The 25,297-nt window shown below is 69.0% G+C and carries 20 protein-coding genes, 1 tRNA gene, 1 other RNA gene and 1 pseudogene; 16 read left to right on the top strand and 7 right to left on the bottom strand.

Features of this window, described 5'->3' with window-relative positions; translation table 11 throughout:
* Window positions 1-39: 39 nt before the first annotated feature.
* The 3 genes from FHR38_RS15515 to FHR38_RS15525 are packed head-to-tail and all read left to right on the top strand — an operon-like array spanning window position 40 to window position 3,205.
* Window positions 40-1,257: a permuted SH3 domain-containing protein gene (locus tag FHR38_RS15515; protein WP_184535343.1), complete on the top strand. Its 1,218-nt coding sequence runs from the start codon at window positions 40-42 to the stop codon at window positions 1,255-1,257.
* On the top strand, window positions 1,254-1,982 hold the full coding sequence (locus FHR38_RS15520) for an ABC transporter ATP-binding protein (RefSeq protein ID WP_184535344.1): 729 nt from the start codon (window positions 1,254-1,256) through the stop codon (window positions 1,980-1,982). Before FHR38_RS15515 ends, FHR38_RS15520 begins: the two co-directional genes overlap by 4 nt.
* On the top strand, window positions 1,979-3,205 hold the full coding sequence (locus FHR38_RS15525) for an ABC transporter permease (protein ID WP_184535345.1): 1,227 nt from the start codon (window positions 1,979-1,981) through the stop codon (window positions 3,203-3,205). Before FHR38_RS15520 ends, FHR38_RS15525 begins: the two co-directional genes overlap by 4 nt.
* A 247-nt stretch (window positions 3,206-3,452) precedes the next feature.
* Here the strand turns inward: FHR38_RS15525 and FHR38_RS15530 are convergent.
* Window positions 3,453-3,537, bottom strand: a tRNA-Ser gene (locus tag FHR38_RS15530).
* 81 nt (window positions 3,538-3,618) lie between these two features.
* Here FHR38_RS15530 and ffs point away from each other — a divergent pair.
* The 9 genes from ffs to FHR38_RS15575 all read left to right on the top strand — a co-directional run bounded on the left by ffs (window position 3,619) and on the right by FHR38_RS15575 (window position 13,908).
* An RNA gene (gene ffs / locus FHR38_RS15535) (signal recognition particle sRNA small type) lies at window positions 3,619-3,709 on the top strand.
* Between the two features lie 188 nt (window positions 3,710-3,897).
* The gene (locus FHR38_RS15540; RefSeq protein WP_184535346.1) at window positions 3,898-6,225 is read left to right on the top strand and encodes a DNA polymerase III subunit gamma and tau; all 2,328 of its coding nucleotides are present in this window, start codon (window positions 3,898-3,900) and stop codon (window positions 6,223-6,225) included.
* A gap of 146 nt (window positions 6,226-6,371) precedes the next feature.
* A complete protein-coding gene (locus FHR38_RS15545) occupies window positions 6,372-6,680 on the top strand; it encodes a YbaB/EbfC family nucleoid-associated protein (protein WP_221449728.1) in 309 nt (102 codons plus the stop codon).
* A 10-nt stretch (window positions 6,681-6,690) separates the two neighbouring features.
* Entirely contained in the window at window positions 6,691-7,284 is a 594-nt protein-coding gene (recR, locus tag FHR38_RS15550) for a recombination mediator RecR (RefSeq protein WP_184535348.1), read from the top strand.
* 360 nt (window positions 7,285-7,644) lie between these two features.
* Window positions 7,645-9,318: an ABC transporter substrate-binding protein gene (locus FHR38_RS15555; RefSeq protein WP_184535349.1), complete on the top strand. Its 1,674-nt coding sequence runs from the start codon at window positions 7,645-7,647 to the stop codon at window positions 9,316-9,318.
* 95 nt (window positions 9,319-9,413) lie between these two features.
* Window positions 9,414-10,421, top strand: coding sequence for an ABC transporter permease (locus FHR38_RS15560; protein WP_184535350.1), 1,008 nt, complete (start codon window positions 9,414-9,416; stop codon window positions 10,419-10,421).
* Between the two features lie 232 nt (window positions 10,422-10,653).
* Window positions 10,654-11,595, top strand: coding sequence for an ABC transporter permease (locus FHR38_RS15565; RefSeq protein ID WP_184539716.1), 942 nt, complete (start codon window positions 10,654-10,656; stop codon window positions 11,593-11,595).
* A 57-nt stretch (window positions 11,596-11,652) separates the two neighbouring features.
* The gene (locus FHR38_RS15570; RefSeq protein ID WP_184535351.1) at window positions 11,653-12,636 is read left to right on the top strand and encodes an ABC transporter ATP-binding protein; all 984 of its coding nucleotides are present in this window, start codon (window positions 11,653-11,655) and stop codon (window positions 12,634-12,636) included.
* Between the two features lie 243 nt (window positions 12,637-12,879).
* Window positions 12,880-13,908 carry an ABC transporter ATP-binding protein gene (locus FHR38_RS15575; RefSeq protein WP_184539718.1) on the top strand — a complete coding sequence of 343 codons (1,029 nt, stop codon included), beginning with the start codon at window positions 12,880-12,882 and terminating at the stop codon, window positions 13,906-13,908.
* A gap of 84 nt (window positions 13,909-13,992) precedes the next feature.
* Here FHR38_RS15575 and FHR38_RS15580 read toward each other — a convergent pair.
* Together FHR38_RS15580 and FHR38_RS15585 are read right to left on the bottom strand one after the other, a co-directional pair.
* Window positions 13,993-14,235: pseudogene (locus tag FHR38_RS15580) on the bottom strand (hypothetical protein); the annotation flags it as partial.
* Between the two features lie 44 nt (window positions 14,236-14,279).
* Window positions 14,280-14,903 (bottom strand): HNH endonuclease family protein, encoded by a 624-nt coding sequence (locus tag FHR38_RS15585; RefSeq protein ID WP_312882167.1) that lies wholly within the window; start codon window positions 14,901-14,903, stop codon window positions 14,280-14,282.
* Window positions 14,904-15,045: 142 nt separating this feature from the next.
* On the opposite strand from FHR38_RS15585, the gene FHR38_RS15590 reads away from it, so the two are divergent.
* Window positions 15,046-16,512: an MFS transporter gene (locus FHR38_RS15590; protein ID WP_184535354.1), complete on the top strand. Its 1,467-nt coding sequence runs from the start codon at window positions 15,046-15,048 to the stop codon at window positions 16,510-16,512.
* 186 nt (window positions 16,513-16,698) lie between these two features.
* On the opposite strand, the gene leuA is transcribed toward FHR38_RS15590, so the two are convergent.
* Together leuA and FHR38_RS15600 are read right to left on the bottom strand one after the other, a co-directional pair.
* A complete protein-coding gene (gene leuA, locus FHR38_RS15595; protein WP_221449729.1) occupies window positions 16,699-18,390 on the bottom strand; it encodes a 2-isopropylmalate synthase in 1,692 nt (563 codons plus the stop codon).
* 560 nt (window positions 18,391-18,950) lie between these two features.
* Window positions 18,951-19,919, bottom strand: coding sequence for a hypothetical protein (locus FHR38_RS15600; protein WP_184535355.1), 969 nt, complete (start codon window positions 19,917-19,919; stop codon window positions 18,951-18,953).
* Window positions 19,920-20,127: 208 nt separating this feature from the next.
* On the opposite strand from FHR38_RS15600, the gene FHR38_RS15605 reads away from it, so the two are divergent.
* Both FHR38_RS15605 and FHR38_RS15610 read left to right on the top strand, forming a co-directional pair.
* The gene (locus tag FHR38_RS15605) at window positions 20,128-21,408 is read left to right on the top strand and encodes an aspartate kinase (protein ID WP_184535356.1); all 1,281 of its coding nucleotides are present in this window, start codon (window positions 20,128-20,130) and stop codon (window positions 21,406-21,408) included.
* Window positions 21,409-21,414: 6 nt separating this feature from the next.
* Window positions 21,415-22,473, top strand: a complete 1,059-nt coding sequence (locus FHR38_RS15610) for an aspartate-semialdehyde dehydrogenase (protein WP_184535357.1) — start codon at window positions 21,415-21,417, stop codon at window positions 22,471-22,473.
* A 186-nt stretch (window positions 22,474-22,659) separates the two neighbouring features.
* Here FHR38_RS15610 and FHR38_RS15615 read toward each other — a convergent pair whose 3' ends face one another.
* Window positions 22,660-24,093 (bottom strand): GGDEF domain-containing protein, encoded by a 1,434-nt coding sequence (locus tag FHR38_RS15615; RefSeq protein ID WP_184535358.1) that lies wholly within the window; start codon window positions 24,091-24,093, stop codon window positions 22,660-22,662.
* A gap of 126 nt (window positions 24,094-24,219) precedes the next feature.
* Entirely contained in the window at window positions 24,220-24,522 is a 303-nt protein-coding gene (locus FHR38_RS15620) for a TraR/DksA C4-type zinc finger protein (RefSeq protein WP_184535359.1), read from the bottom strand.
* 506 nt (window positions 24,523-25,028) lie between these two features.
* Here FHR38_RS15620 and FHR38_RS15625 point away from each other — a divergent pair.
* Window positions 25,029-25,277: a hypothetical protein gene (locus tag FHR38_RS15625; protein WP_184535360.1), complete on the top strand. Its 249-nt coding sequence runs from the start codon at window positions 25,029-25,031 to the stop codon at window positions 25,275-25,277.
* Window positions 25,278-25,297 lie beyond the last annotated feature (20 nt).

A 25,297-nucleotide genomic window follows, 5' to 3' on the forward strand; every position in this document is an offset into this window, starting at 1 on the left:
ATCCATCTGCCCCGCTCCGGGCCGTCGCGGGTAGTCGCAGTGACCGCCGCGGTTGCCCTCGCGGCCGGCGTCACGGGTTGGGTGCTCGCCTCCCGCGTGCAGTCTCCGGCCGATGCGGCCGCTGGCCGACAACCCCCCGCCGCCTCGTTGATCACCGTTCCGGTCGAGCAACGGGCCCTCACCGCGACCGTGGTTGCCCAGGCGACCGTCACGTACGGAACCCCACAGCCGATCACTCTCACCGGCACGGTTGCTGCCGGTGACGGTGCCGAGTTGGGCGCGCAGCTCGTCACCAAGACGGCGTCCGGTGGCCGTACGCTCGAGGAGGGCGACGTCCTGCTGGAGATCAACGGCAGGCCGGTGTTCGTCCTGGCCGGCCCCGTGCCGATGTACCGCAGCCTGGTGCGGGGTAGCACCGGCGACGACGTCCAGCAGTTGCGGGCGGCGCTGCGCCGCCTGCTTCCGGGGCGGGGGGTGGCCTCGTACGGTCCGCTGGACAACCGCACTCTGGATGCCCTTGCGACCTGGTACGACAAGAAGGGCTACCAGGCCGCCGGCCCGACCGCCGCGCAGCGGGCCGAGCTGCGGCAGCTGCAACAGGCCGCCGAAGGGTCGGCCGCCACCGCGGACGCGAAGGCTGCCCTGGCCGAATTCCGTGCCACATACGGGACCACCGTCCCCAGCGGTGAGGTTCTGTTCCTGCCGAAGCTGCCCGTACGCCTCACCACCGTCACCGCCAAGGCCGGGGCCGCGGTGTCGGGCCCGGTCGGCACCGTCTCCGACCCGACCCTGGTAATCGACGGCACCGTCGCCACCGAGGACGCCGAGTTGTTGAAGCCGGGACTGACGGCGACCGTGGAGGCGCCGAGCGGGGAAACCTACCCGGCGAAGCTGTCCGCGATGGGTGCGCAGCTCAGGGCATCGTCGGATAACACGGACGAGGGTGAGAGTGAGCAGCAGGTGGGCCTCCCCATCCGGCTCATCCCGAGCATGGGTGCCAAGTTGGCGCCGCTGGCCGGACAATCGGTCAGAGTGACGATCAAGGTGGGCGGGACCGGCGACGACGTGTTGGTGGTACCGGTGGCAGCGGTCTTCACCGCCGCCGACGGGCAGGCCCACGTCACGGTTGACAGCGGCGGCGGCATCACCCGAGACGTACCGGTCGAAGCCGGCCTGACCGCCGACGGCGACGTCGAGGTGACACCGGTCGGCGGTGGCCTGGAGGTGGGGGATCGCGTCGTGGTGAGCGGCTCATGACCGGCGTCATCACCCTTACCGGGGTCGGCCGGGTCTTCCCGGCCGACCCGCCGGTGGCCGCGCTGCGCGACATCGACCTGCACGTGCGGCACGGCGACTACATCGGCATCGTCGGACCGTCCGGCTCCGGCAAGTCGACCCTGCTCAACATCCTCGGGCTGCTCGACAGGCCGGACTCCGGCTCGTACGTCTTCGAGGGCACCGACACCACCCGCCTGGACGACCGCCGCCGCACCGCCCTGCGCGGTTCCCGGATCGGCTTCGTCTTTCAGTCCTTCCACCTGCTCTCCTACCGCACTGTCGAGGAGAACGTCATGCTCGGCGGCCTCTACATCGGCCTGTCCCGTCGGGAACGCCGCGAGCGGGCGGTCCGTGCGCTGGACAGGGTCGGCATGAAACACCGGCGCGACTTCCGGCCGAGCCGGCTCTCCGGCGGCGAACGGCAGCGCGCCGCCATCGCCCGGGCGCTGGTCGGCGAGCCCGCCCTGCTGCTGTGCGATGAGCCCACCGGCAACCTGGACAGCGCCAACACCGCCGCAGTGCTGGATCTCTTCGACGAACTGCGGGCTGCGGGAACCACCCTGCTGGTGATCACGCACGACGAGACGGTCGCTCGGCGCGCCGGCCGGCAGGTCCGCATCGCCGACGGCCGACTGACCGAACTCGAACCCGGTCAGACCACCGTGCCGCTGCCCGTGTGCGGCGCGACGGGACGGCCACGATGACCCGTAACCGGAAAGGCCCGTCACTACGGGAAATCCTCACGGAGGCGCTCAGTGGCATCGGTGCCCGGCCGGCGCGTACCGCGCTCACCGTCCTCGGCACGGTCCTGGGCATCGGTACACTGGTCACCACCCTCGGCGTCTCGGCCACCGCAGGCAACCAGATCGCCGTACGATTCGACGCCGCCACCGCCACCGAGATCACCATCGCTGTCCCGGCACCGCTCGCGCCCGATGATCCGCCGGTGGTGCCGTGGCCAGCCCTGGACAACCTGTCCCGGCTCAACGGAGTGGCGGCCGTCGCAGGCTTCTCCCGATCAGAGCAGGGCCGGGACCTCCCGGTACGCGCGAACACACTGCACGACCCCACCCGGGTGCTGGACCGCCGGCTACCCGTGATCGGCGCCACCGCCGCCCTGCCCGCCGCCGCACGAGCCGAAGTTACGACCGGACGATTCTTCGACAGCGGCCACATCACCCGGCGCGACCGGGTCGCCGTACTCGGTGCCCAGGCCGCGCAGCAACTCGGCGTGACCTGGGTGGACAACCAGCCGGCCGTCTTCATCAACGGCAAGGCGTTCACCGTCATCGGCATCCTCGGCGAGGTCCGGCGCGCCGACCAGCCCGCCTTGACCAGCGCCATCATTTTGCCGTGGAGCAGCGCCGACGACACCCTCAACCTGGGCCCGGCCACCACGGTGCTGGTCACCACCAACCTCGGAGCGGCCGGCCTGATCGCCGACCAGGCACCGATCGCCCTCAATCCCAACGATCCGGCGGCACTGCACGTCACCGCGCCACCGGATCCGGCGAGCCTGCGCACCGGCGTGGCCCAGGACGTCAGTGGCCTCCTGCTCGTTCTCGGCCTCGTGTCCCTGGTCGTAGGCGCTCTGGGCATCGCCAACGTCACCCTGGTCACCGTCATGGAACGTACCGGCGAGATCGGCCTGCGCCGGGCACTCGGCGCTCGCCGCCGGCACATCGCCCTGCAGTTCCTGCTGGAGTCAATGGTCGTCGGTCTGCTCGGCGGTGTCGTTGGTGCCAGCGCCGGCATCCTGGCCGTCACGGTAATCAGCGTCAGCCGGCAGTGGACGCCGGTGCTGGACGGCCTGCTCGCTGCCAGCGCGCCCCTGGCCGGCGCCGTAGTCGGCCTGCTCGCCGGCCTGTATCCGGCGTTGCGTGCCGCCCGGATGCAGCCGGTCGACGCCCTGCGCGGACCAGGTTGACGTACTTGCCGGACCTCGCCGGCTTCGGTCCAGCTGTGCTGCTTGGCGTGTTGGGCTCGGGGGGGGGGGGGGGGGGGGGGTAACTGGGCGCGCTGAGCGAGTTCGCTGCCGCGCCCCAGGACAGCGAGCGGTGGCCTGACGGGCGTCGGGACAACTAGAGACGACAACTGCGACGGGTGTGGCGACAGAGACGACTCAGGGCCGACCCCGGTGGGGCCAGCCCTGTCGTTCATGCTGCTCAGGTGAGCGGAGGATACGAGATTCGAACTCGTGAGGGTGTGAACCCAACACGCTTTCCAAGCGTGCGCCCTAGGCCTCTAGGCGAATCCTCCGTGGGACAGGATACAGGCTTCCCGACGAACGCCCATCCCGCCACCCGTGAAGATCGACAATCGGGCGAGGTATGCTGAATGCACCCCCCGTGCGGCGTGCATCTCGTGAACCTCCCCAGGGCCGGAAGGCAGCAAGGATAAGCGAGCTCTGGCGGGTGCACGGGGGGCCTTTGCGTCCCAGCGCCCGCCTGGCGTAGACGCGGTCAGCCGCCCAGGTGGGCACCAGCCGAGCCGGACAGACACCACCAGATCACCCCAGCGTTGCCCAGGGCGCCGACAAAGAGTCCGTCGTCTCGCGGGGGAGAGTGGTCTTCAGCGGCGGGGCAGCGGAGAATGGCCCGGTCGAGAGGAGGCGGACGAGTGGCACTGGCGCTCTACCGCAAGTATCGCCCGCGTACGTTCGCCGAGATCATCGGCCAGGAGCACGTCACCGAGCCGCTGTCGCAGGCGCTGCGGAGTGGGCGGCTCAACCACGCCTACCTCTTCTCCGGCCCACGTGGCTGCGGCAAGACCTCCAGCGCCCGCATCCTGGCCCGCTCACTCAACTGCGAGAAGGGCCCGACCCCGGAACCGTGCGGCGTCTGTGACTCCTGCCGGGCACTGGGCGGCGACGGGGCCGGCTCGATCGACGTACTGGAGATCGACGCGGCGAGCCACGGTGGCGTGGACGACGCCCGCGAACTGCGGGAGAAGGCGTTCTTCGCGCCGGCCAGCAGCCGCTACAAGATCTACGTCATCGACGAGGCGCACATGGTCTCGTCGGCCGGCTTCAACGCCCTGCTCAAGCTGGTCGAGGAGCCCCCGGAGTACGTCAAGTTCATCTTCGCCACCACCGAGCCGGAGAAGGTGCTCGGCACGATCAAGTCGCGGACGCACCACTATCCGTTCCGGCTGATCCCGCCGAGTGTGCTGCGGCCGTACCTCGAACAGCTCTGCGAATCCGAGGGCGTCAAGGTCGAGCCGGCGGTCTTCCCGCTGGTCGTACGGGCCGGTGGCGGCAGCGCCCGGGACAGCCTGTCGGTGCTCGACCAGTTGATCGCTGGGGCGGGACCGGAGGGCGTCAGCTACGCCCGTGCCGTCGCCCTGCTCGGCGTGACCGATTCGAGTCTGATCGACGAGATGTGCGACGCGCTCGCCGTCGGGGACGGCGCGGCCGCCTACCGTACGGTCGATCGGGTCGCCGAGGCCGGGCACGACCCGCGTCGGTTCGCCTCGGACCTGCTGGAACGGCTGCGTGACCTGATCGTCCTGCAGCAGGTGCCGGACGCGCCAACCAAAGGCCTGGTGGACGGCCCGGCCGACCAGATCGAGCGGATGGCCTCCCAGGCGGAACGGCTCGGCCCGGCGACGCTGTCCCGGTGTGCCGACATCGTGCACAACGGTCTGGTCGAGATGCGCGGCACCACCGCGCCGCGACTGTTGCTGGAGCTGATCTGCGCCCGCATGCTGCTGCCCGGGGTGGACGACTCCGCCGGTGGACTGTTGCAACGACTGGAACGTATGGAGCGCCGGCTGACGGTGCCCGGCGCGGACCTGACGCTCGCCGCCCCGGTCGCGGCTCCGGTTCCGGCAGCGGCACCCGTCGAGGCCCCGGCACCGGTACGCCCGACACCCCCCGCCTCACCAGCTGCGGCCAGTCCTGCGCCGGTTGCCACCGGTCCCGCACCGGCTACCGCCAGTGCGCCGGGCCCGGTCGCCAGTGAACCGCCATCCGTTCAGCGGGTGGTGCCGCCCGAGGCAGTGCTGCCCGACCCGGTCACCCCGGAACCCCCCCGTCCCGGTGCGGTGGCCTCGACGGAGTTGGACGCTGTCACGATCCGTCGATCGTGGGGCGAGGTCGTCGGGGCGGTCAACCGCACCAACCGGCGGATCGCCGCGCTGATGCGGGACGCGGTGGTACGTGACCTCGACGGGGACACCCTGGTGCTGACGGTCAAGTCGCAGGTCCTGGCCACGATGCTGTCCCGCGAGGCAGCGGTGCTCACCGCCGCGCTCTACGAGGAGTGGGGCCGGCAGTGGCAGATCCGCTGCGAGGTTACCGGTGATCATCGGGGCGGTGCCTCGCCCGCCGCACCCCGTCCGGCGACGCCGAGCCCGCCTGCGCCAGCTCGTAACGACGTACGCCCGGCACCTGGGCGGGCCCCGGCGGGCCCGGCTGGTGACACGGAGTGGCCCGAACCGGTGCGTCCGGGTGGCGGGACTGGTCCGGCGGCCAGCGGCAGTACGGCCAGTGCGAACGGCGGTAGTGCGAACGGCGGTAGTGCGAACGGCGGTAGTGCGAACGGCGGTAGTGCGAACGGCGGACCGACGGCGACCGCCGGTACGGCGAACGGCGGTACGGCGAACGGCGGTGCCCCGGTTGGCAGGGGGCTCGCGGCGGCGCGGGCTGCGGCTGCGGGACGGGGCCAGCGCTCCACAGCAACAGCGGCACCGACGGCGGGTCCCAAGGTCGCAGACCAGGACTGGGCTGGTGAACCACCTTACGACCCCGAGTACGACGGACCTGCCAAGAAGGGGGCAGCGCCTGGCGGGAGTGCCGCCACCGCCACCGTCGCCTACGACGGGTTCGACCCGGGGGACGAGCCGTTGGACGAGATCGTCGACGACCTGGTGGTCCGGCAGACCGGCGAGCAGCAGGCGGTCCAGGTGTTCCAGCAGGTGTTCCAGGGCGTGGAGCGGATCGATTAGTCGACCGGCGGCGGGCTGGTCGAGATGTCGTACGCCCGCGATGACGGCTCGGCCCCGAGCGGCGACTAGGCTGGGCAACGGCCATTGCCGGCCGAGCAGACGAGTGCGAGAAGGAGCTAGCCGTGCGCCCCGGTGGACAGCCCAATATGCAGCAGATGTTGAAGCAGGCGCAGAAGATGCAGCAGCAGATTGCTGCCGCGCAGGCTGAGCTGGCTGCGGCCGAGCTGACCGGCACCGCTGGCGGCGGTCTGGTCACGGTGACCATCTCCGGCACCGGCGAGATCAGGGCAGTGAAGATCGACCCGAAGGCGGTTGACCCGGAGGACGTGGAGACCCTCGAAGACCTGGTGGTTGCGGCGGTGCACAACGCCAACGAGGCGGTGCGCAACCTGACCGAGGAGAAGATGGGCCCGGTCACCGGTGGCATGGGCGGCCTCGGCCTGCCCGGTTTCTGAGCACCGCCGCATGTACGAGGGTGTCATCCAGGATCTGATCGACGAGTTGGGGCGGCTGCCGGGGGTCGGCCCGAAGAGCGCACAGCGGATCGCCTTCCACATCCTTTCGGCGGACACCGCCGACGTGGCGCGGCTGGCTACCGCGCTGCGCAAGGTGAAGGAGTTGGTCCGCTTCTGCACCGTCTGTTTCAACGTCGCCGAGTCCGACCAGTGCCGGATCTGCCGCGATCCACGCCGTACCGATGAGGTGCTGTGTGTGGTCGAGGAGTCCAAGGACGTCGTCGCGATCGAGCGGACGGGCGAGTTCCGGGGCCGCTACCACGTTCTCGGCGGGGCGATCAATCCGCTGGAGGGGATCGGTCCGGACAATCTCCGGGTACGCGAGTTGATGACCCGGCTCAGCGCCGGCACGGTGAAGGAGTTGATCCTCGCCACCGACCCGAACACCGAGGGTGAGGCGACGGCGACGTACCTCGCGCTGATGGTGAAGCCGATGGGCATCTCGGTCACCCGGTTGGCCAGTGGCCTGCCGGTCGGGGGCGACCTGGAGTACGCCGACGAGATCACTCTCGGTCGTGCTTTCGAGGGACGTCGGGCGATCTGATCCATCTGGCCGCGCCTATGGCGTTCTGGCCCTCTGTCCCACCTGTTGGGCAGTCTGACCCATGTGCCGGGCGTTCGGAAGGCGCTGGTCGGTGGCTGTCGGGCCAGCCGCCGACCGTCCCGGCCCGCTGCTCGATCTGATCAATGTAAATGCTGCCCCACCAGGGCGTTCTTGTCATCTGCGGTTATGACAGATGGTTGTCGCGCCGATACGGCCGCTGTTTCACCTCTGGCGCTAGGTGTCGGCTTGATAGAGATTCGCGAACGGCCGTTCCGTTCGGGTGCCTGTGCCCACTACCGTGCCGCTCACGGACCGTGCCAAGAAGCCGGCGTTGGTCAACGCGCATGACAGAGGTGAGAGATGCAGGCAAGAAGGCTGAAAACGGCGGTTGCCGTCGCGGCCGTTGCCGTCCTGGCAGCCGGTGCGGCCGGCTGTGCGGAAAGTGATCGGGACGACAGCGGTGGGGCGAAGACGGGCGGCACGTTCATCTTCGCGGGTGCTGGTGACCCGAAGAACTTCGATCCGATCTTCAATGACGATGGCGAGACGTTCCGGCCGGTCCGGCAGATGTACGAGACGTTGGTGAGCCACAAGCCGGGCACCGCCGACCTCGAAGGTGGCCTGGCGGAGAGCTGGGAGCACGACCCGACGGGCAAGATCTGGACCTTCAAGCTGCGCAAGGGCGTGAAGTTCCACGACGGTACGGCGTTCAACGCCGCCGCGGTCTGCTTCAACTTCGACCGCTGGTACAACATGAAGGGCGCTGCCGCCCAGAGCCAGATGATGTACTACGCCGACGTCTTTGGCGGATTCGCCAAGAACGAGGTGGAGACCGCCGGTGAGCCGGTCTACAACAAGTGCGAGGCCAAGGACGACGGCACCGCCGTCCTGACCCTCAACCAGTACAAGGGTGCCTTCCCGGGTGCCTTCGCGCTGACCGCGCTCTCCATCTCCAGCCCGGACGCGCTGAAGAAGTACGACGCCGACAAGGTCGTCCAGAACGGTGACTCGTTCGAGTACAGCGCGTACGCCAACGAGCACCCGGTCGGCACCGGCCCGTTCACCTTCGGCGGCTGGGACAAGGCCAAGAACGAGATCGTCCTGAACCGGAACGCCGACTACTGGGGCGAGAAGGCCAAGGTCGACAAGGTGATCATCAAGATCATCAAGGATGAGAGCACCCGGAAGCAGGAGCTGAAGGCGGGCACCGTCCACGGCATCGACTTCCCGGCCCCGGCCGACCGCAAGGCGCTGGCCGACGAGGGCTACCAGGTCCTCAACCGGCCGTCCTTCAACATCCTCTACCTGGGCATCAACCAGAAGAACCCGAAGCTGAAGGACCTGCGGGTGCGCCAGGCGATCGCCTACGCGCTCAACCGGCAGCAGCTGGTGCAGACCAAGGCACCGGGCGGCTCCAGCGTGGCCGACCAGTTCCTGCCGGACACCGTCCTCGGCTACGCGCCCGACGTGCAGAAGTACGAGCACAACCCGGAGAAGGCCAAGCAGCTGCTCAAGGAGGCCGGCGCCGAGGGGCTGACGCTCAACTTCTACTACCCGCCGGACGTCACTCGGCCGTACATGCCGAACCCGCAGGAGATCTTCACCGTCCTCGCCAACGACCTGCAGGCCGTCGGCATCAAGGTCAACGGTGTTCCCCGGCCGTGGAACGGTGGCTTCAAGGACGACGTCCAGCAGTTCGGCAAGCACGACCTGCACATCCTGGGCTGGACCGGTGACTACAACGACCCGGGCAACTTCGTCGGCACGTTCTTCGGCCGCGGCAAGGCCGAGTTCGGCGACCAGGCGATGACCGAGATGTTCGACGCCATCGCCAAGGCCGACGCGACCGTCGACGAGGCCGCCAAGAAGGCCGCCTGGGAGCAGGTCAACCGGGACATCGCCGCGAAGTGGCTGCCGGCCATCCCGGTCTGGCACGCCCCGCCCGCGATCGTGGTCACCAAGGACGTCAAGGGTCTGGTCGCCAGCCCGCTGACCGCCGAGGTGTTCGACACGGTCACCGTTCCGGCGAAGTAACCAGCGGCCAGTCACCGCGAAGGAAGAGGCCCGGGTCGGGTGCGTAACCCGGCCCGGGCCGACTCTTCGGGCACTCAAGAATCCTGGTGTGAAAGATGTTGCGAGTGATAGTTCGCCGTCTGTTACAGATGGCGGTGACCCTGATCGCGCTATCCGCGCTGATCTTCATTTGGCTTCGGAGTCTCCCGGGCGGCCCCATCGACGCCCTGCTCGGCGAGCGGGCCACCCCCGAACGGCGGGCGCTGCTGACCAAGGCGCTCGGCTACGACCAGCCGATCTGGGTCCAGTACGGCCGGTTCATGAAGAGACTGGTCACCGGAGACTTCGGTAACTCGATCCGGACCGGTGAGCCGGTGACGGAGGTGATCGGTCGGGCGTTCCCGGCGACCATCGAACTGGCCCTGACCGCCTTGATCATCGCGGTCGGCCTGGGAATCCCGTTGGGTTACCTGGCCGCCCGGTATCGGGGCCGGCTGCTGGACAACCTGACGATCGCCGGCACGCTGCTCGGCATCTCTATCCCGATCTTCTTCCTGGGCTACCTGCTCAAGGACATCTTCACCCAGGACATCCACTGGTTCCCGCCGTCCGGCCGGATGACCACTGGCATGGACAACACCAACGTCACCGGCTTCTTCGTACTCGACGGGTTACTCACCCGGGAGTTCGATGCCAGCGCCGACGCGTTGTGGCACCTACTCCTCCCGGCCATCACCCTGGCCACCATCCCGCTGGCGGTCATCGTGCGGATCACCCGGGCCAGCGTGCTCGACGTGCTCAACGAGGACTACGTACGCACCGCCGAGGCCAAGGGCCTGCGGCATCGTACGATCCGGGGCCGGCATGTCCTGCGCAACGCCCTGCTGCCGGTGGTGACCGCGATCGGCCTCCAGACCGGTGCGCTGCTGGCCGGCGCGGTGTTGACCGAGAAGGTCTACAACTGGGGCGGGCTGGGCACGCTGATCACCGACTCGATCACCGGTAGCCGGGACTATCCGGTCCTCCAGGCGATCATCCTGCTTGCCGCGCTGGTCTTCGTGGCGGTCAACATGCTGGTCGACCTCTCCTATGCGGTCATCGATCCCCGGGTGCGTGTGCGATGAGCGAACGCAGTGAGCGAATCAGCTGGTTCAGTGTTTCTCATGACGCTGGTGAGCGGAGCGAGTGCGGCGTCATGAGCGAACGCAGTGAGCGAATCAGTTGGCGCAGGGGCTATGGCGCTGGTGAGCGGAGCGAGGCGGCGTCATGAGCGAACGTAGTGAGCAGGTAGTGCAACCTGAAAACGCCGAGCAGCCGGAACGTGGTGAGCCGGCGGTGAAGTCTGGGCGGGGTGGCATCGCCACGCTGGGCGAGAAGAAGAAGGCCCGGCTGGATGCGCTGGCCAAATCCACCGCGGACGCGGGCGGGGTCAGTCTGTTCCGCGACGCGCTGCGCCGACTGCGGCGCAATCCGGTGGCCATCGTCGGGGCGGTGATTGTCGGCCTCTTCATTCTGGTGTCGGTCTTCGCACCGCTGGTCGCCCCACACGATCCGATGCGGGTGTTCCCCGAGTTGGTCAAGGACCTACGGGTCGACAACATTCCTGGCGCCCAGAAAGGGTTCATATTCGGTTCCGACCCGATGGGGCGGGACTTCGCCTCCCGGATGATCCACGGTGCCCGGCAGACTCTCTTCGTCGGCGTCGTGGCCACCCTGATCGGGCTCGGGATCGGCGTGCTGCTGGGTGTGCTGGCCGGTGCGATCGGCGGCTGGGTCGACATGGTCCTGATGCGACTCACCGACGTCATGTTGGCCCTGCCCAGCCTGCTGCTGGCCATCACCCTGGTGGCACTGGCCAGCAAGTCCAGCCAGTGGACCGTCATCTTCGCGGTCGCCATCGTCAACGTACCGATCTTCGCCCGGCTGTTGCGTGGGGCGATGCTTGCCCAACGCGAGAGCGACCACGTGCTCGCGGCGCGGGCACTCGGCGTACGGCAGTGGTCCATCGTGCTGCGGCACATGCTGCCCAACTCGCTGACCGCGGTGATCGTGCAGGCCACCCTCACCTTCTCGGTGGCCATCCTGGAGGCGGCCTCGCTCTCGTTCCTGGGGCTGGGCGACCCGGACCACAACCGGGCTGAGTGGGGCCTGATGCTCGGCGTCGACGGTCAGCGCTACTTCGAGGTACGGCCGGAGCTGGCGTACTATCCGGCGCTTGCGATCATCATCGTGGCGCTCGGCTTCACGCTGCTCGGTGAGGCCATGCGCGAGGCCATCGACCCGAAGAACCGGCGGTGATCGTGCCGTGAAGGTGAGCATTGTGCACGACTGCGGCAGGTACGAGGGAGTAGCCAGATGACCCTGCTCGACGTACGGGATCTCAGCGTCGTCTTCACTCGACGCGGCGCATCCTCCTTCACCGCTGTGGACGGTGTCAGTTTCAGTGTGGAGCCCGGCCAGACCGTGGGCCTGGTCGGTGAGTCGGGCTGTGGCAAGAGCGTAACCAGCCTGGCGATCATGGGCCTGCTGCCGAAGCGGGGTAACAAGGTCGGCGGCGAGGTGCTGTTCGACGGGGTCGACCTGCTCAAGCTGCGCCCCGACGCCATGCAGGACCGACGGGGCCGGGAGATCGGCATGATCTTCCAGGACCCGCTCTCCTCACTGAACCCGGTCATTCCGATCGGTGTGCAGGTGGCGGAGGTCCTCGAACGACACCAGGGCCGGGACCGTAAGCAGGCGTTACGGGAGGCCAGGGACCTGCTCGACGCGGTCGGCATCCCGGACCCGGCCCGGCGGCTGGACGAATATCCGCATCAGATCTCCGGTGGGATGCGCCAGCGGGCACTGATCGCGATCGCGCTGGCCTGTAAGCCCCGGCTGTTGATCGCCGACGAGCCCACGACGGCGCTCGACGTCACCATCCAGGCGCAGATCCTGACGCTGCTCAAGGAACTGGTCGACGAGACCGGCACCGCCCTGATCATGATCACTCACGACCTGGGGGTGGTCGCCGGGCTGTGCGACACCGTCAACGTGCTCTACGGCGGCAAGGTGGTGGAGACGGCACCTCGGCACGAGCTGTTCGCCCGTCCCCGGCACCCGTACACCCACGGGTTGTTGAACTCGGTGCCGAGGCTCGACGCGCCCCGGGGCGAGCGGCTGCACACCATTCGCGGTTCGGTCGCGGACAACGTCCCCTGGTCGGAGGCGTGCGCGTTCGCGCCCCGCTGTGACCGGGTGGTCGACGCCTGCGTGGGTGGTACGCCGGTGCTGGAGCCGACCGCCCGGGGCGGCCAGTTCCGCTGTAACAACCCGGTCCGGCAGGAGGTGGCGGCATGAGCGAGCGTAGCGAGCGAATCAGCCTGTTCAGTGTGGTTACTCACGCCGTCGGTGAGCGTAGCGAGGTGGCGGCGTGAGCGAGCGTAGCGAGCGAATCAGCCTGTTCAGTGTGGTTACTCACGCCGTCGGTGAGCGTAGCGAGGTGGCGGCGTGAACGTGAAGGTGGACGTGAGCGAGCGGTCCGGTGACGCGCCGCTGATCGAGATCCGCGACCTGAAGGTGCACTTTCCGATCAAGAGCGGAATGCTCTTCGACCGGACCGTCGGCTATGTCTACGCGGTCGACGGGGTCTCCCTCGCCATTCGGGCCGGTGAGACGTACGGGTTGGTCGGCGAGTCGGGCTGCGGCAAGTCGACGCTCGGCCGAGGGTTGCTGCGGCTGGTCGAGCCGACCGACGGGGAGATCATCTTCGACGGCACGGATGTGCGTGCGCTCAAGGGCGAGGAGATGCGACTGGCCCGGCGGCGGATGCAGATGATCTTCCAGGATCCGTTGTCCAGCCTCGACCCGCGTCAGTCGGTGCAGTCCCTGCTGGTCGAGGGGCTCAAGGCGCACGGGCTTGCCGGTGACAAGGCGGAGACGGCGAAGCGGCTGCGGGAAGCCCTCGACTCGGTGGGGCTACCGGCCTCGGCGCTGAGTAAGTATCCGCACGAGTTCTCCGGTGGCCAGCGGCAACGGATCGGCATTGCCCGCGCACTGGCCCTCGGGCCGGACCTGATCGTCGCCGACGAACCGGTCTCCGCGCTCGACGTGTCGATCCAGGCCCAGGTGCTCAACCTGATGGAGGACCTTCAGACGGAGCACGGACTGACGTACCTGATCATCGCCCACGACCTGGCGGTGGTACGGCACATCGCCGACACGGTCGGGGTGATGTACCTCGGCGGCCTGGTGGAGGAGGCGTCCAGCGACGACCTGTACCGGGCACCCATGCACCCGTACACGAAGGCGCTGATGTCGGCGGTGCCGGTGCCGGACCCGCTGGTCGAGGACCGTCGGGAGCGCATCCTGCTCGCCGGTGACCTGCCCTCGCCGGCCAACCCGCCGGCGGGATGCCGGTTCCACACCCGCTGTCCATGGGCTCAGCCGACGAGGTGTGGCGACGAACGGCCGGCGTTGCGGGAACTGGCGACCGGGCACCGGGTGGCCTGTCACTTCGCCGAGGAGATCGCCGCCGGCAAGCTGCGGGCGCACGAGGTGGAGCCGGAGCTGGTCCGGCCCAGCGACTCGGCCGCGCCAGGTGACTCGGGCGAGCTGATCCCGACACCGTGATGCCGTAGGCACCGCCCGGTTCGGGTGTGAGGAAGGGCCCCTTTCCTATTGCGAAGCGACGAGAAAGGGGCCCTTCCTCACACCTCAGCCCTTGGGTCGGTCGAGCAGGCCGACAGCGATCGTGTGCACCGCGTCGAGGCCGGCCGGATCGGCCAACGGGGCCCGGCCGCCGGTCACCACGTACCACTCGTCGGCGTCCTTGTACTGGATGTGCAGGGTGACCTGGCCCGCCTCGTACTCCGTGCGCAGGGTCAGGTCACCGGTGATCACACCCACCTCGTCCGTCATCACCCCACCGGGGCCGGCAGTGATGTCTGCGGTACGGCTGACCGGCGCGTTCTTGCCGCCTCCGGTGGGCGTGGGGGATTGACTCATCGGCATGTTCCTAGCATGTCGGAGAGGGTGGTCTTCTCGTCGGCCGTAACGGAAAGTTTCCAGTGGTACTTGACCGCGATCCAGTTCTCGGCGTACTTGCACCAGTGTTCGCGATTCGCCGGTTTCCACTGGGCCGGGTTCTGGTCACCCTTGGCCCGGTTCGAGGAGGCGGAGACCGCCAGCAGCTGCGGCCGGGTCAGGTCGTTGGCGAAGTCCCCCCGCTTCGTGTCGTCCCACTCGTTCGCGCCGGACCGCCAGGCGTTCGCCAACGGAACGGTGTGGTCGATGTCCACATCGGAGGGATCCGAGAAGGTGGCGTTGTCGTACACACTGTTCCAGCGGCCGCCGACGACGTTGCAGCCAGAGAGCTTGATGTCGGTGCCGTCCCGCTCAAGCACGCTGTCGCGCACATCGCAGTTCTTGCCGGTCTTGCGCCAATGCGGAAACTTCTTCCGGCTGTAGCCGCCCATCGCGCCCTCCTTGGCCACCTTGAGCTGGCCGAGCTGCGCGGTGGCGTCTCCGCTGCCGCTGGACGGGCTGGCTGGCCCGGACGGTTCCTCGTCGGGCACGGCGCAGCCAGCGGCACTGCCGAGCGCGACCGCCGTCACGAGCGCGGCCACTGTCGTGCGCCAAGATCTTGATCTGGTACGAGAGAACGGCACCCGTCCAGCTTGCGCGGTTTCCGGCCGGAGGCACAGTATCTCCGCGCGGGTTTTGGCAATTCGTGGGATAAGCCACGCCCAGACGGGCAGATTGGCAGGCATGAGCCAGCCCGCCGTGCCCCTGCGCCTACACGGGCCAGCGGGCCGAGGAACGCTGCTCGCGGTGATCCTCGCCTCCGGCATGGTCTTCCTGGACAGTACGGTGGTCAACGTCGCGCTCCCGCATCTGGGCGCCGACCTGCACAGCGACACGGCCGGACTACAGTGGACTGTCAATGGGTTCCTGCTTACCCTGGCAGCCTTCGTTCTACTCGGCGGTGGCCTGGGGGACCGCTTCGGTCGACGGCGGATTTTCCTGCTCGGCGTCGGTTGGTTCACCGGTGCCTCGGTCCTGTGCGGGCTCGCCCCGACCATCGAGTGGCTGATCATCGCCCGGGTACTCCAGGGGGTCGGTGGCGCGCTGCTCACTCCCGGCTCGCTCGCACTGCTCCAGGCGAGCTTCCACCCCGACGACCGGGGCCGGGCGATCGGGGCGTGGTCCGGGCTGACCGGCGTGTCGACCGCGCTCGGCCCGTTCGTCGGGGGCTGGCTGATCGACGCTCTCTCCTGGCGCTGGATCTTTCTGATGAACGTGCCGCTCGCCCTGGTCGTGCTGGTCGCCGCGCTGCGGTGGATACCGGAAAGCCGCAACCCGGATGCTGGCCGTACACCCGGTGCCGGGGCGGGACAGCACCACCGACGGGATCGGCGCGACCGGCACCGGTTTGACCTGGCCGGGGCGCTACTCGGTGCACTGGGCCTGGCCGGCGTCACGTATGCGCTGATCGAGGCCCGGCAGTACGGCGGTGGTTCGGTTCCGGTGGTGGTGGCCGCCTTGGTCGGGGTGGTCGCCTCGGCGGCGTTCGTCCTGGTCGAGCGGCGACGGGGCGGTACGGCGATGCTGCCCCCGGAACTGTTCCGAAGCCGCCTCTTCTCCGTACTCAACGGCTACACGGTGATGGTCTACGCGGCGTTGGGCGGCCTGACCTTCTTCCTCGCCCTGCAACTACAGACCGTCGCCGGCTATTCGGCGTTGGCGACCGGGCTGGCGACCCTGCCGATGACGATCCTGCTGCTGGTCGGCTCACCCCGGGCCGGTGCGCTGGCCACCCGGATCGGTCCGCGCCTACCGTTGACCGTCGGCCCGGTGGTGGCCGCCGTCGGGTTCCTGCTGCTGCACGGGATCGACGAAAACGCGCCGTACTGGACCGAGGTGTTTCCCGGAGTGGCGTTGTTCGGACTCGGCATGACCCTGGTGGTGGCCCCGCTGACCGCGTCGGTGCTGGGTGCGGTGGCGGACCGGTTCGCCGGGGTGGCCAGCGGCACCAACAATGCCGCGTCCCGGGCCGGCGGGCTGCTCGCCGTGGCGGCGTTGCCACTGCTGGTCGGCCTCTCCGAGCGCGGCTACGACGTACCCGCCGAGTTCACGGCGGCCTTCCGGGCGGCGATGTACTGGTGTGCCGGTCTGATGCTGGTTGGCGCGGCCCTGGCCGCTCTGCTGATCCGCGGCGCGACGCGCGAGTCGTAACAGCGGACGCGAGGCGGGGCGAGGCGGGCGGGGGGTGATGAGCGCGGGGCGGGGGGTGATGAGCGCGGGGCGAGGCGGCGTGTGGGGATGCGGAGTGATGAGCGAGAGGCGGGCGGGGCGGGGTGACGGGCGCGAGTAGGGACGGTGGGTGGTGTCGGCGCGTGCCGACACCACCCACGGCAGGCGTCAGCCGCGTACGCGGTTAACCGCGCTGGTCACCGCGCGGACCGAGGCGGTGACGATGTTGGCGTCCAGCCCGACTCCCCAGACGGTACGACCGTCGACCTCACACTCGACGTACGCCGCGGCCCGGGCGTCACCGCCGGAGGACATGGCGTGCTCGGCGTAGTCGAGCACCCGTACCTGGACGCCCAGGGTGTGCAGGGTGTTGACGTACGCGTCGATCGGACCGTTGCCGACCGCGGCGAGCGATCGGCGCTCCCCGGCGAAGTCCAGCTCGGCACTTATCTCGACCTTGTCCTCGATGGTGGCGGTGGTGTAGCCCACCAGCGAGACCCTCGGGTCCGCTTGGTGGTCGACCAGGTACTCGCCAGCGAAGATCTCCCACATGCGGCCCGGCTCCACCTCGCCGCCGGCGGCGTCGGTGAGCTGCTGCACCACACCGGAGAACTCGATCTGGAGCCGGCGGGGCAGGTCCAGTTGGTGCTCGGCCTTCATGATGTACGCGACGCCGCCCTTGCCGGACTGCGAGTTGACCCGGATGACCGCCTCGTACGTCCGGCCCAGGTCCTTCGGGTCGATCGGCAGGTACGGCACCTCCCAGGCGTACTCGTCGACCGGCACGCCGGCGGCGGCCGCGTCGGCGGCCAGCGCGTCGAAGCCCTTCTTGATCGCATCCTGGTGCGAACCGGAGAAGGCGGTGAAGACCAGATCACCCGCGTACGGGTGGCGCTCGTGCACCGGGAGCTGGTTGCAGTACTCGACGGTCCGCCGGATCTCGTCGATGCCGGAGAAGTCGATCTGCGGATCGATTCCGTGCGAGAAGAGGTTCATCCCCAGCGTGACCAGGTCGACGTTGCCGGTGCGTTCACCGTTGCCGAACAGGCAGCCCTCGATCCGGTCGGCGCCGGCCAGCAGGCCCAGTTCGGCGGCGGCGACGCCAGTGCCCCGGTCGTTGTGCGGGTGCAGCGACAGGATGATGCTGTCCCGTCGGGGCAGTCGCCGGTTCATCCACTCGATCGAGTCGGCGTAGACGTTGGGCATCGCCATCTCGACGGTGGCCGGCAGATTGATGATCAGTGGACGGTCCGGGGTCGGGGCGATCACGTCGATCACCGCCGAGCAGACCTCCAGCGCGTAGTCCAGCTCGGTGCCGGTGTACGACTCCGGCGAGTACTCGTAGTAGATGTCGGTATCCGGGGTGTGGATCTCGGCGTACTTCTGGCACAGCCGGGCACCCTGGGTGGCGATGTCGGTGATGCCGTCCTTGTCCAGACCGAAGACCACTCGACGCTGCAGGGTCGAGGTCGAGTTGTAGAAGTGCACGATTGCGCGCTTCGCGCCCCGGAGCGCCTCGAACGTCCGCTCGATCAGGTGTTCCCGGCACTGGGTGAGCACCTGAATGGTGACGTCATCCGGGATCATGTCCTGCTCGATGAGCTGCCGGACGAAGTCGTAGTCGGTCTGGCTGGCCGAGGGGAAGCCGACCTCGATCTCCTTGTAGCCCATCTGGACCAGCAGCTGGAACATCCGCCGCTTACGTTCGGGCGACATCGGGTCGATCAGGGCCTGGTTGCCGTCGCGCAGGTCGACCGCGCACCACCGAGGTGCGGACTCGACGCGCCGGCTCGGCCACTGCCGGTCCGGCAGGTCGACCGGGAACTGCCGGTGGTAGGGCTGGTAGCGCTGGTAGGGCATGTGGCTGGACTGCTGCCGGGCGATGGGATCGGTACCGGTGGTGACCGTGGCGGCGGCAGCGGTGGACTCAGCGGGCCTGGTGTTTTCGACGGGCGTGGTGGTTTCAACCGGCGTGGCGGGCGTGGCCGGCGTGGTGGGCTCAGCTGCGGTCGAGGCGGCTGGGTGCGCCATGTGGAGATCTCCCATGATCATGTGGGTGAGCGTGGAGCGGCGTCGCTGCCGAAGATGTGGACCTGGCGGTCGGCGGGGCCGACCCGGCGGGATCCGGTGATCGACGGGGTCGATCCGACTGGTCGAACGGAGGTCGACCGATGTGCTGGACGGCGCGCGTCAACTCCGCGACGAGGTGCCGGCCGGATGGGCCTCGTCGCGGCACGGAAGGAGAAGCGCCTGCCACATGACAATGGTGACCCTAGGTGATTGCCGCAAGATCTGGAAAATCCCGCCCAGTACGTGGGATTGCCCTACGGCGAGTTTGCCGTATCGGGGGAATCAGTATCGAGTCGGACATACCAATTGTGGCTAACCGCACTCGTTCAGAAGGGTTGGTGCCGGGGCGGTCACCCGGAGGGCGTGGGGGACACCTCCGCCGAACGGGACGGTGTCGGAGGTGCGGTGATCCCTAGCGGTTCCCCGTCTACCGCCGGTCCGGGCAGGGTGACCGTTGGCGGGGCCGGGCTCGGCGTACCGGCCAGGACAAGGGTGCCGAACGCCACGCGAGCCCCGGTCAGCGTGCCGTCCTGGTCGTAGCAGTAGATGCCCACGTCCAGCGGTGCGGCCAGCGACGCGGAGGTCGAGTCCACCGAGAAGCAGGTGCCTCGGGTGCCGGGCAGCGGTCGGCTGGTCGAAACGGCCAACGGTGCCTGCCGGTCGATCAGTACACCGCGCCAGTCGGTGAAAAGATGCTGCACCCGTGGATCGATCCCGCTGGCGATCCGGCCATTCGGCGGGGCCACCCGGACACAGGTGGTCGGATCCGGCCGTAGCGGCGATTGTAGGGCGCACTGGAAGACACCCGATGCGGTCTGGATGATCGAGATGTCGGCGGTGCCACTGAGCGCGCCACCCGGAATGTCGACCCGCCAGGTGCGGTCCCCAGCATGGGTGACGACCACCGTACGGTTCGGCCGGTCGTCGACGGTCAGCGTGTAGGAGGCCACCAGGTGGCGGTCTTCGGCCGCCGCCGCCAGTGCGGCGAGCTGGGCTCGCGCCTCGGTGGCCGGGGTCGAGGCGGCGTCGCTGGTGGTCGACGGTACGGGTGGCGCTTGGTCTGCGGTGCAGCCACCCAGCAGGACCGGTACGCCGAGCGCGACCGCGCCGAGCAGGCTCCGGACACGACTGCCGAGCAGGCTCCGGACGCGACTGCCGAGCTGGTTCTGGGGGTGACCGCCGAGCAGGCTCCGGACGCGACCAGCGGGGCGAACCGAGTGGCCGGCGAGGAGGGCGCGCGGGTTGGCGAGGTGGGCCCGCCGGGCAGCAGGAAGCAGGCCACGACGGATGGGGGACGAAAGGGCGGCACCGGGACGCACCCTGCCATTGTCCGGGTGATCATGCCTCGTCGTGCGGCTACCCGCCCTGCCGTCCCCGGCGTGTCGTTGTTTGCTCGGGCCGGATGGTGGGATCACAGGATCCGGTGCCGAGACCCGCCCGATACCCTGAGGAGGTCTCATAGGGCGCCGCCGGCATCGCAACCGGCGGCGCTGGCACGCTTAGGACCGTCGGAGGGAGTGGCCGGTCGTGGCACTGGTGGTGCAGAAGTACGGCGGTTCCTCGGTCGCCGATGCCGAGCGGATCAAACGGGTGGCCGAGCGGATCGTGGCGGCCCGCAAGAGCGGTGACGACGTGGTCGTCGTGGTCTCCGCGATGGGTGACACCACCGACGAGCTGCTCGACCTGGCGCACCAGGTCAGTCCGTTGCCGGCGGGGCGGGAACTCGACATGCTGCTCACCGCTGGCGAGCGGATCTCGATGGCGCTGCTCGCCATGGCGATCCACAATCTCGGTTACGAGGCGCGGTCCTACACCGGGTCCCAGGCCGGGGTGCTGACCACCTCGGTGCACGGCAAGGCCCGGATCATCGACGTCACTCCCGGCCGGTTGAAGAGCGCCCTCGACGAGGGGGCGGTGGCGATCGTCGCCGGTTTCCAGGGGGTCTCGCAGGACACCAAGGACATCACCACGCTGGGCCGGGGTGGCTCTGACACCACCGCCGTGGCGCTCGCGGCAGCGCTGAACGCCGACGTCTGCGAGATCTACACCGACGTTGACGGGGTCTTCACCGCCGACCCCCGGATCGTCCCCAACGCACGTCATATCAAGCAGATCACGTACGAAGAGATGCTGGAGTTGGCCGCCTGTGGCGCGAAGGTGCTGCACTTGCGCAGCGTCGAGTACGCGCGGCGAGCCGGGTTGCCGATTCACGTGCGCTCGTCATACTCGACCAACACCGGCACCATGGTCACCGGATCGATGGAGGACCTTCCCGTGGAGCAAGCACTGATCACCGGGGTCGCCCACGACCGGAGCGAGGCGAAGATCACTATCGTCGGCGTTCCGGACGAGCCGGGGGCCGCCGCACGGATCTTCGAGACGGTAGCGGGCGCCGAGATCAACCTCGACATGATCGTGCAGAACGTGTCGACCGGGGTGCCCGCCCCGCAGAGCGCTGGTCGTACGGATATCTCCTTCACGCTGCCGCAGGGCGACGGCCCGACTGCCATGGCGGCGCTGAGCAAGATCCAGAACAGTGTCGGCTTTGCCGGCCTGCTCTTCGACGACCACGTCGGCAAGGTCTCACTGGTGGGGGCCGGCATGCGGTCCCACCCGGGGGTGGCGGCCAAGTTCTTCGCCGCGCTCGCCGAGGCCGGCGTCAACATCGAGATGATCTCCACCTCCGAGATCCGGGTATCCGTGGTGTGCCGGGACACCGACCTCGACCTGGCGGTCCGGTCCATCCACGAGGCATTCGACCTCGGTGGTGAGGACGAGGCCGTGGTCTACGGCGGAACCGGGAGGTAGCTCCCCATGGCCAAGCCCACCCTCGCCGTCGTCGGAGCGACCGGTGCCGTCGGCACCGTGATGTGCGAACTGCTCTCCGCCCGTAAGAACGTCTGGGGTGAGATCCGGCTACTGGCCTCGGCCCGCTCGGCGGGTCGGAAGGTGCGGTGCCGGGGCGAGGAGCTGACCGTCCAGGAGTTGACCGCGGAGGCGTTCGACGGCGTCGACGTGGCGATGTTCGACGTGCCCGACGAGGTCTCCGCACAGTGGGGACCGGCGGCGGTGGCGCGTGGTGCCGTGGTGGTCGACAACTCCGGTGCGTTCCGGTTGGACCGGGACGTGCCGCTGGTCGTACCCGAGATCAATCCGGAGCAGGTCCGTAACCGTCCCCGGGGGATCATCGCCAACGCCAACTGCACCACCCTCGCCATGATCGTGGCGGTCGCCCCGCTGCACCGCGAGTACGGCCTGCGCGAGTTGGTGCTCGCCTCCTACCAGGCTGTCTCCGGGGCTGGTCAGATCGGCGTCGACACCCTGTACGACCAGCTTTCGAAGATCGCCGGGGACCGGGTGCTCGGGTCCCGGCCGGGCAACGTACGGCAGGCCGTCGGTGACGACCTCGGACCGTTCCCCGCGCCGATGGCGCTCAACGTGGTGCCCTGGGCCGGCTCGCTCGCCGACGGCGGCTGGTCGACCGAGGAGCTGAAACTGCGCAACGAGTCTCGCAAGATCCTCGGGCTGCCAGATCTCAAGGTCTCCGCCACCTGCGTACGGGTGCCGGTGGTCACCGCTCACTCGGTGGCCGTACACGCTGTCTTCGGGGCCGAGGTGGACGCCGAAGGGGCCCGGGAGGCGCTGCGGAACGCCCCCGGAGTGATCCTGGTGGACGACCCGGCGGCCGGTGAGTTCCCGATGCCGATCGACGCGGTGGGGACGGACCCGTCTTGGGTCGGACGGATCCGGCGGTCCGTCGACGACCCGAGAGCGCTCGACTTCTTCGTCACCGGTGACAACCTGCGCAAAGGCGCGGCCCTGAACACCGCCCAGATCGCCGAGTTGCTCGCCGCCGAATTCTCGTCCCGCTGAATTGTCGGCCCGCTGACTGCTGACCGCTGACTGCTGGCCACTTACCACTGCCCACTGGCGGCTGACGGCGGGCCCGCGCCACTGTTTTCCAGCTGGACCCAGCCACCCCAAATCGGACTGGGGGCGAGGCGGATCGCGTCAGGTCGAGGCCAGCCGACTCCGTCAGGCCGGGGCCAGTCGATCCCGTCAGGCCGGGGCCAACCGGACGCCGTCGCGGCCCTCCCGCTTGACGCCGTAGAGCGCCTCGTCCGCCCGGCGCAACGTCAGTTCGGGTGGTTCCCCGTCGTGCCGGAGGGCGACCCCGACGCTGATCGTCCGGTCGATGCGTCGAGCCGCCTCAGCCAGCCGCTCGGCGATACCCACCGCCTCCTCGGGTCGGGCCACCTCGATGACGGCGACGAACTCGTCACCGCCGATCCGATACAGCTCGTCGCCCTGGCGTAGCGCGGCCTCCAGCGCCCGGGCGAGATCCACCAGCACCTGGTCGCCAACCTGGTGCCCGTACGTGTCGTTGATGATTTTGAAGTCGTCGACGTCGATGGCGAGCAACGCCGTACGCCCCGGGGTGGCGGCGGCGATTCGCTCCCCGAACGGCCCATGGTGCCGGAGTCCGGTCAACGGGTCGGAGGTGGCAAGTTCGTGCAGCTTCGCCAAACTGCTCAACCGATCCAGACAGGTCCAGACCTGGGCGGCGAGTAGTTCGACCAACCCGAGTGTGCTCGGCTCCGGGCTGACCTGCCGCTCGTCGGCCACCAGCAATACACCGCCGGTCTCCGGTTGCCCGAACGGAACGATGATCAACGTTCCGACCCCGGCCGTGATCAGCGGCGCGTACTCGACTTCGGCCGCGATCAGCGGCGGGGCGGCACCGATGGTGCACGCGGCACCGTACTGGTGGGCCCGGGAGTGGATCCGTTCCAGCGCTGGCTGGCCGGCGTCGGCGAGCCCCGCGCGAACCCTGGCCTCCAGGCCGCCCAGTGGGATGGTCGCCGGGCCGACCCACAGCCCCTGGGCACGGGTGAGCACGAGGATCGCCGCCGAGAACCCGGTGATGTCGCGGGCGGCGTCGGTGGCGGCGATCGCCAACTCCCGCTCGGTCACCGCTGCGGTCAGCACGGTGCTGTGTCGCAGTGTCCGTTCGCTGCGACTCTCTGTCGGAACGCCACCGAGCCGCTCGATGCGTACGCCGAGGGTGGTGGCGATCCGTTCGATGCTGTCGGGCCACTGGTCGAGGTCGACCGGGCTGCTCCACACCAGCTCCAGCACCCCGATCGGGCAACCTGCGGAGTCGCGGATCGGGGTGGACAGTTGCGCCGTGGCACCGGTGGGCAGCAGAAGATGATCCGCATCGTCAGGCCCCGGGAAGATCGTCTCAGTCTTGCCCGAGACGTAGACCCGCCCCACCGCGCCGGTACCCGGGGCGACGCCGGACGGCACCTGCCACGCGCCGGTGGCGGCGACACACCGGAGCCGGTCGCGCACCAACAGCAGCACGGAGACCCGGGCGGGCGTACGCTGACCGATGGCGGCCACCGTCGCCTGGCATGCTGCCAGCGCGCTCGTTGCCCGAGAAAGACGGGCCACGACATCGCGGATGATTCGTTCGTGATCTAGGCGCACATCGGGCGTTTCGGGGTGAGGGGCAGAGGGGTCGTCCGGCGGGCCGGACGGAGTTGCCCCAGCTTACTCAGCGTGCTGCGGGTTTGCCGATCGCCTGATGGGTGATGGTGCTTCAGACCCATGGGTTCACGGTTCGCAGGACGTGCAGAACCGGACCGCCGGGTGTTGGGCCAAGTGCTCGATCGGGATCTCCGTACGACACTGCTCGCAGCAGCCGTAGGCGTCATGGTCCAGGTAGTGCAGGGCTCGGGCGATGTCGCCCAGCGCCTGGCGGGACGAGGCGGTCAACACGGCGGCGGTGTCGGCGTCTCCGCCTCGGCACCGGCTGTCGCCGGCCTGCCGGTCGAGCAGCGCCAACTGGGTGCTGTGGCGTTCATACTGCTCCTCCAACACCATCCGCAGTACGCCGAGCTCATCCTTCCTGCGCACGGTCTGCACAGTGGGTTCCTTTCGAACGACGGGGGACAAGGCAACGGGCGGAGTGCTGTCGCACCCCGCCCGCCTGGAAGATCGATCGAACTCGTACTGCGGGCGGGCGGACCCCGGTTGGGGCGCGGTACGCGCGGCGGAGCGACGAGCGGCGTACCACCCTGGCGACGGCCGGTCCCAGCCGAGGTGTCGGCCATTCGGGCCGGCGTTTCGGAGCGGTCGGTGGCGGTGGCGACGACCAGCGGAAGGTGGCGAGCGGTCACGGTCCCACGCCGGCAGCTGAGCAGGCGTACGCGGAGGGACCGGCCGTGGGCGACCACGGCGTCACCATAGCCGCTGACCAGGCTTCAGCTACTGCGGCCCGGACCGCCACCGTCCGTATCCCGGTCCTCGTCGATCCGTGTGGGAGCAGCTGCCGGCCCGAGCGGATCGAACCTTTTTGGGGTATCTGAGGTTCCGTGGGCAATGCATTGGTCTCCGGCTGTGTCGGGCCCTATGGTGTGCGGATGGAACGGGTGGCGCAGTTCGAGCCGGCCGGCGTCACTGTGGTGATGCCGGAGCTGGCCGCTGCGCTGGCACCGGAGCTGGCTGCCATGCTGGCGCCGACCGGGGCGCACCCGACGGTTTCCATTCGCATCGCCACCACCGGCGACGACGCCTACGTCGTTCCCGCCGAATCGCCGCGGAGCGCCTCCGCGACCTACGGGCTGCCGAGCCCCACCCCAGCCGGCCGCAGCCCGCCGGTGGTCGCCTGACACGCAGACACGGCCACCAG

It is taken from the genome of Micromonospora polyrhachis (assembly GCF_014203835.1).
GTDB classification, from domain to species: domain Bacteria; phylum Actinomycetota; class Actinomycetes; order Mycobacteriales; family Micromonosporaceae; genus Micromonospora_H; species Micromonospora_H polyrhachis.

Excerpts from the sequence above, each read along its gene's own strand:
- FHR38_RS15560 (WP_184535350.1), top strand. The coding sequence starts at position 9,414 with ATGTTGCGAGTGATAGTTCGCCGTCTGTTACAGATGGCGGTGACCCTG.
- leuA (WP_221449729.1), bottom strand. The coding sequence starts at position 18,390 with ATGCCCTACCAGCGCTACCAGCCCTACCACCGGCAGTTCCCGGTCGAC.
- FHR38_RS15575 (WP_184539718.1), top strand. The coding sequence starts at position 12,880 with ATGCTCTTCGACCGGACCGTCGGCTATGTCTACGCGGTCGACGGGGTC.
- recR (WP_184535348.1), top strand. The coding sequence starts at position 6,691 with ATGTACGAGGGTGTCATCCAGGATCTGATCGACGAGTTGGGGCGGCTG.
- FHR38_RS15525 (WP_184535345.1), top strand. The coding sequence starts at position 1,979 with ATGACCCGTAACCGGAAAGGCCCGTCACTACGGGAAATCCTCACGGAG.
- FHR38_RS15570 (WP_184535351.1), top strand. The coding sequence starts at position 11,653 with ATGACCCTGCTCGACGTACGGGATCTCAGCGTCGTCTTCACTCGACGC.
- FHR38_RS15520 (WP_184535344.1), top strand. The coding sequence starts at position 1,254 with ATGACCGGCGTCATCACCCTTACCGGGGTCGGCCGGGTCTTCCCGGCC.
- FHR38_RS15545 (WP_221449728.1), top strand. The coding sequence starts at position 6,372 with ATGCAGCAGATGTTGAAGCAGGCGCAGAAGATGCAGCAGCAGATTGCT.
- FHR38_RS15590 (WP_184535354.1), top strand. The coding sequence starts at position 15,046 with ATGAGCCAGCCCGCCGTGCCCCTGCGCCTACACGGGCCAGCGGGCCGA.
- FHR38_RS15625 (WP_184535360.1), top strand. The coding sequence starts at position 25,029 with ATGGAACGGGTGGCGCAGTTCGAGCCGGCCGGCGTCACTGTGGTGATG.
- FHR38_RS15610 (WP_184535357.1), top strand. The coding sequence starts at position 21,415 with ATGGCCAAGCCCACCCTCGCCGTCGTCGGAGCGACCGGTGCCGTCGGC.
- FHR38_RS15555 (WP_184535349.1), top strand. The coding sequence starts at position 7,645 with ATGCAGGCAAGAAGGCTGAAAACGGCGGTTGCCGTCGCGGCCGTTGCC.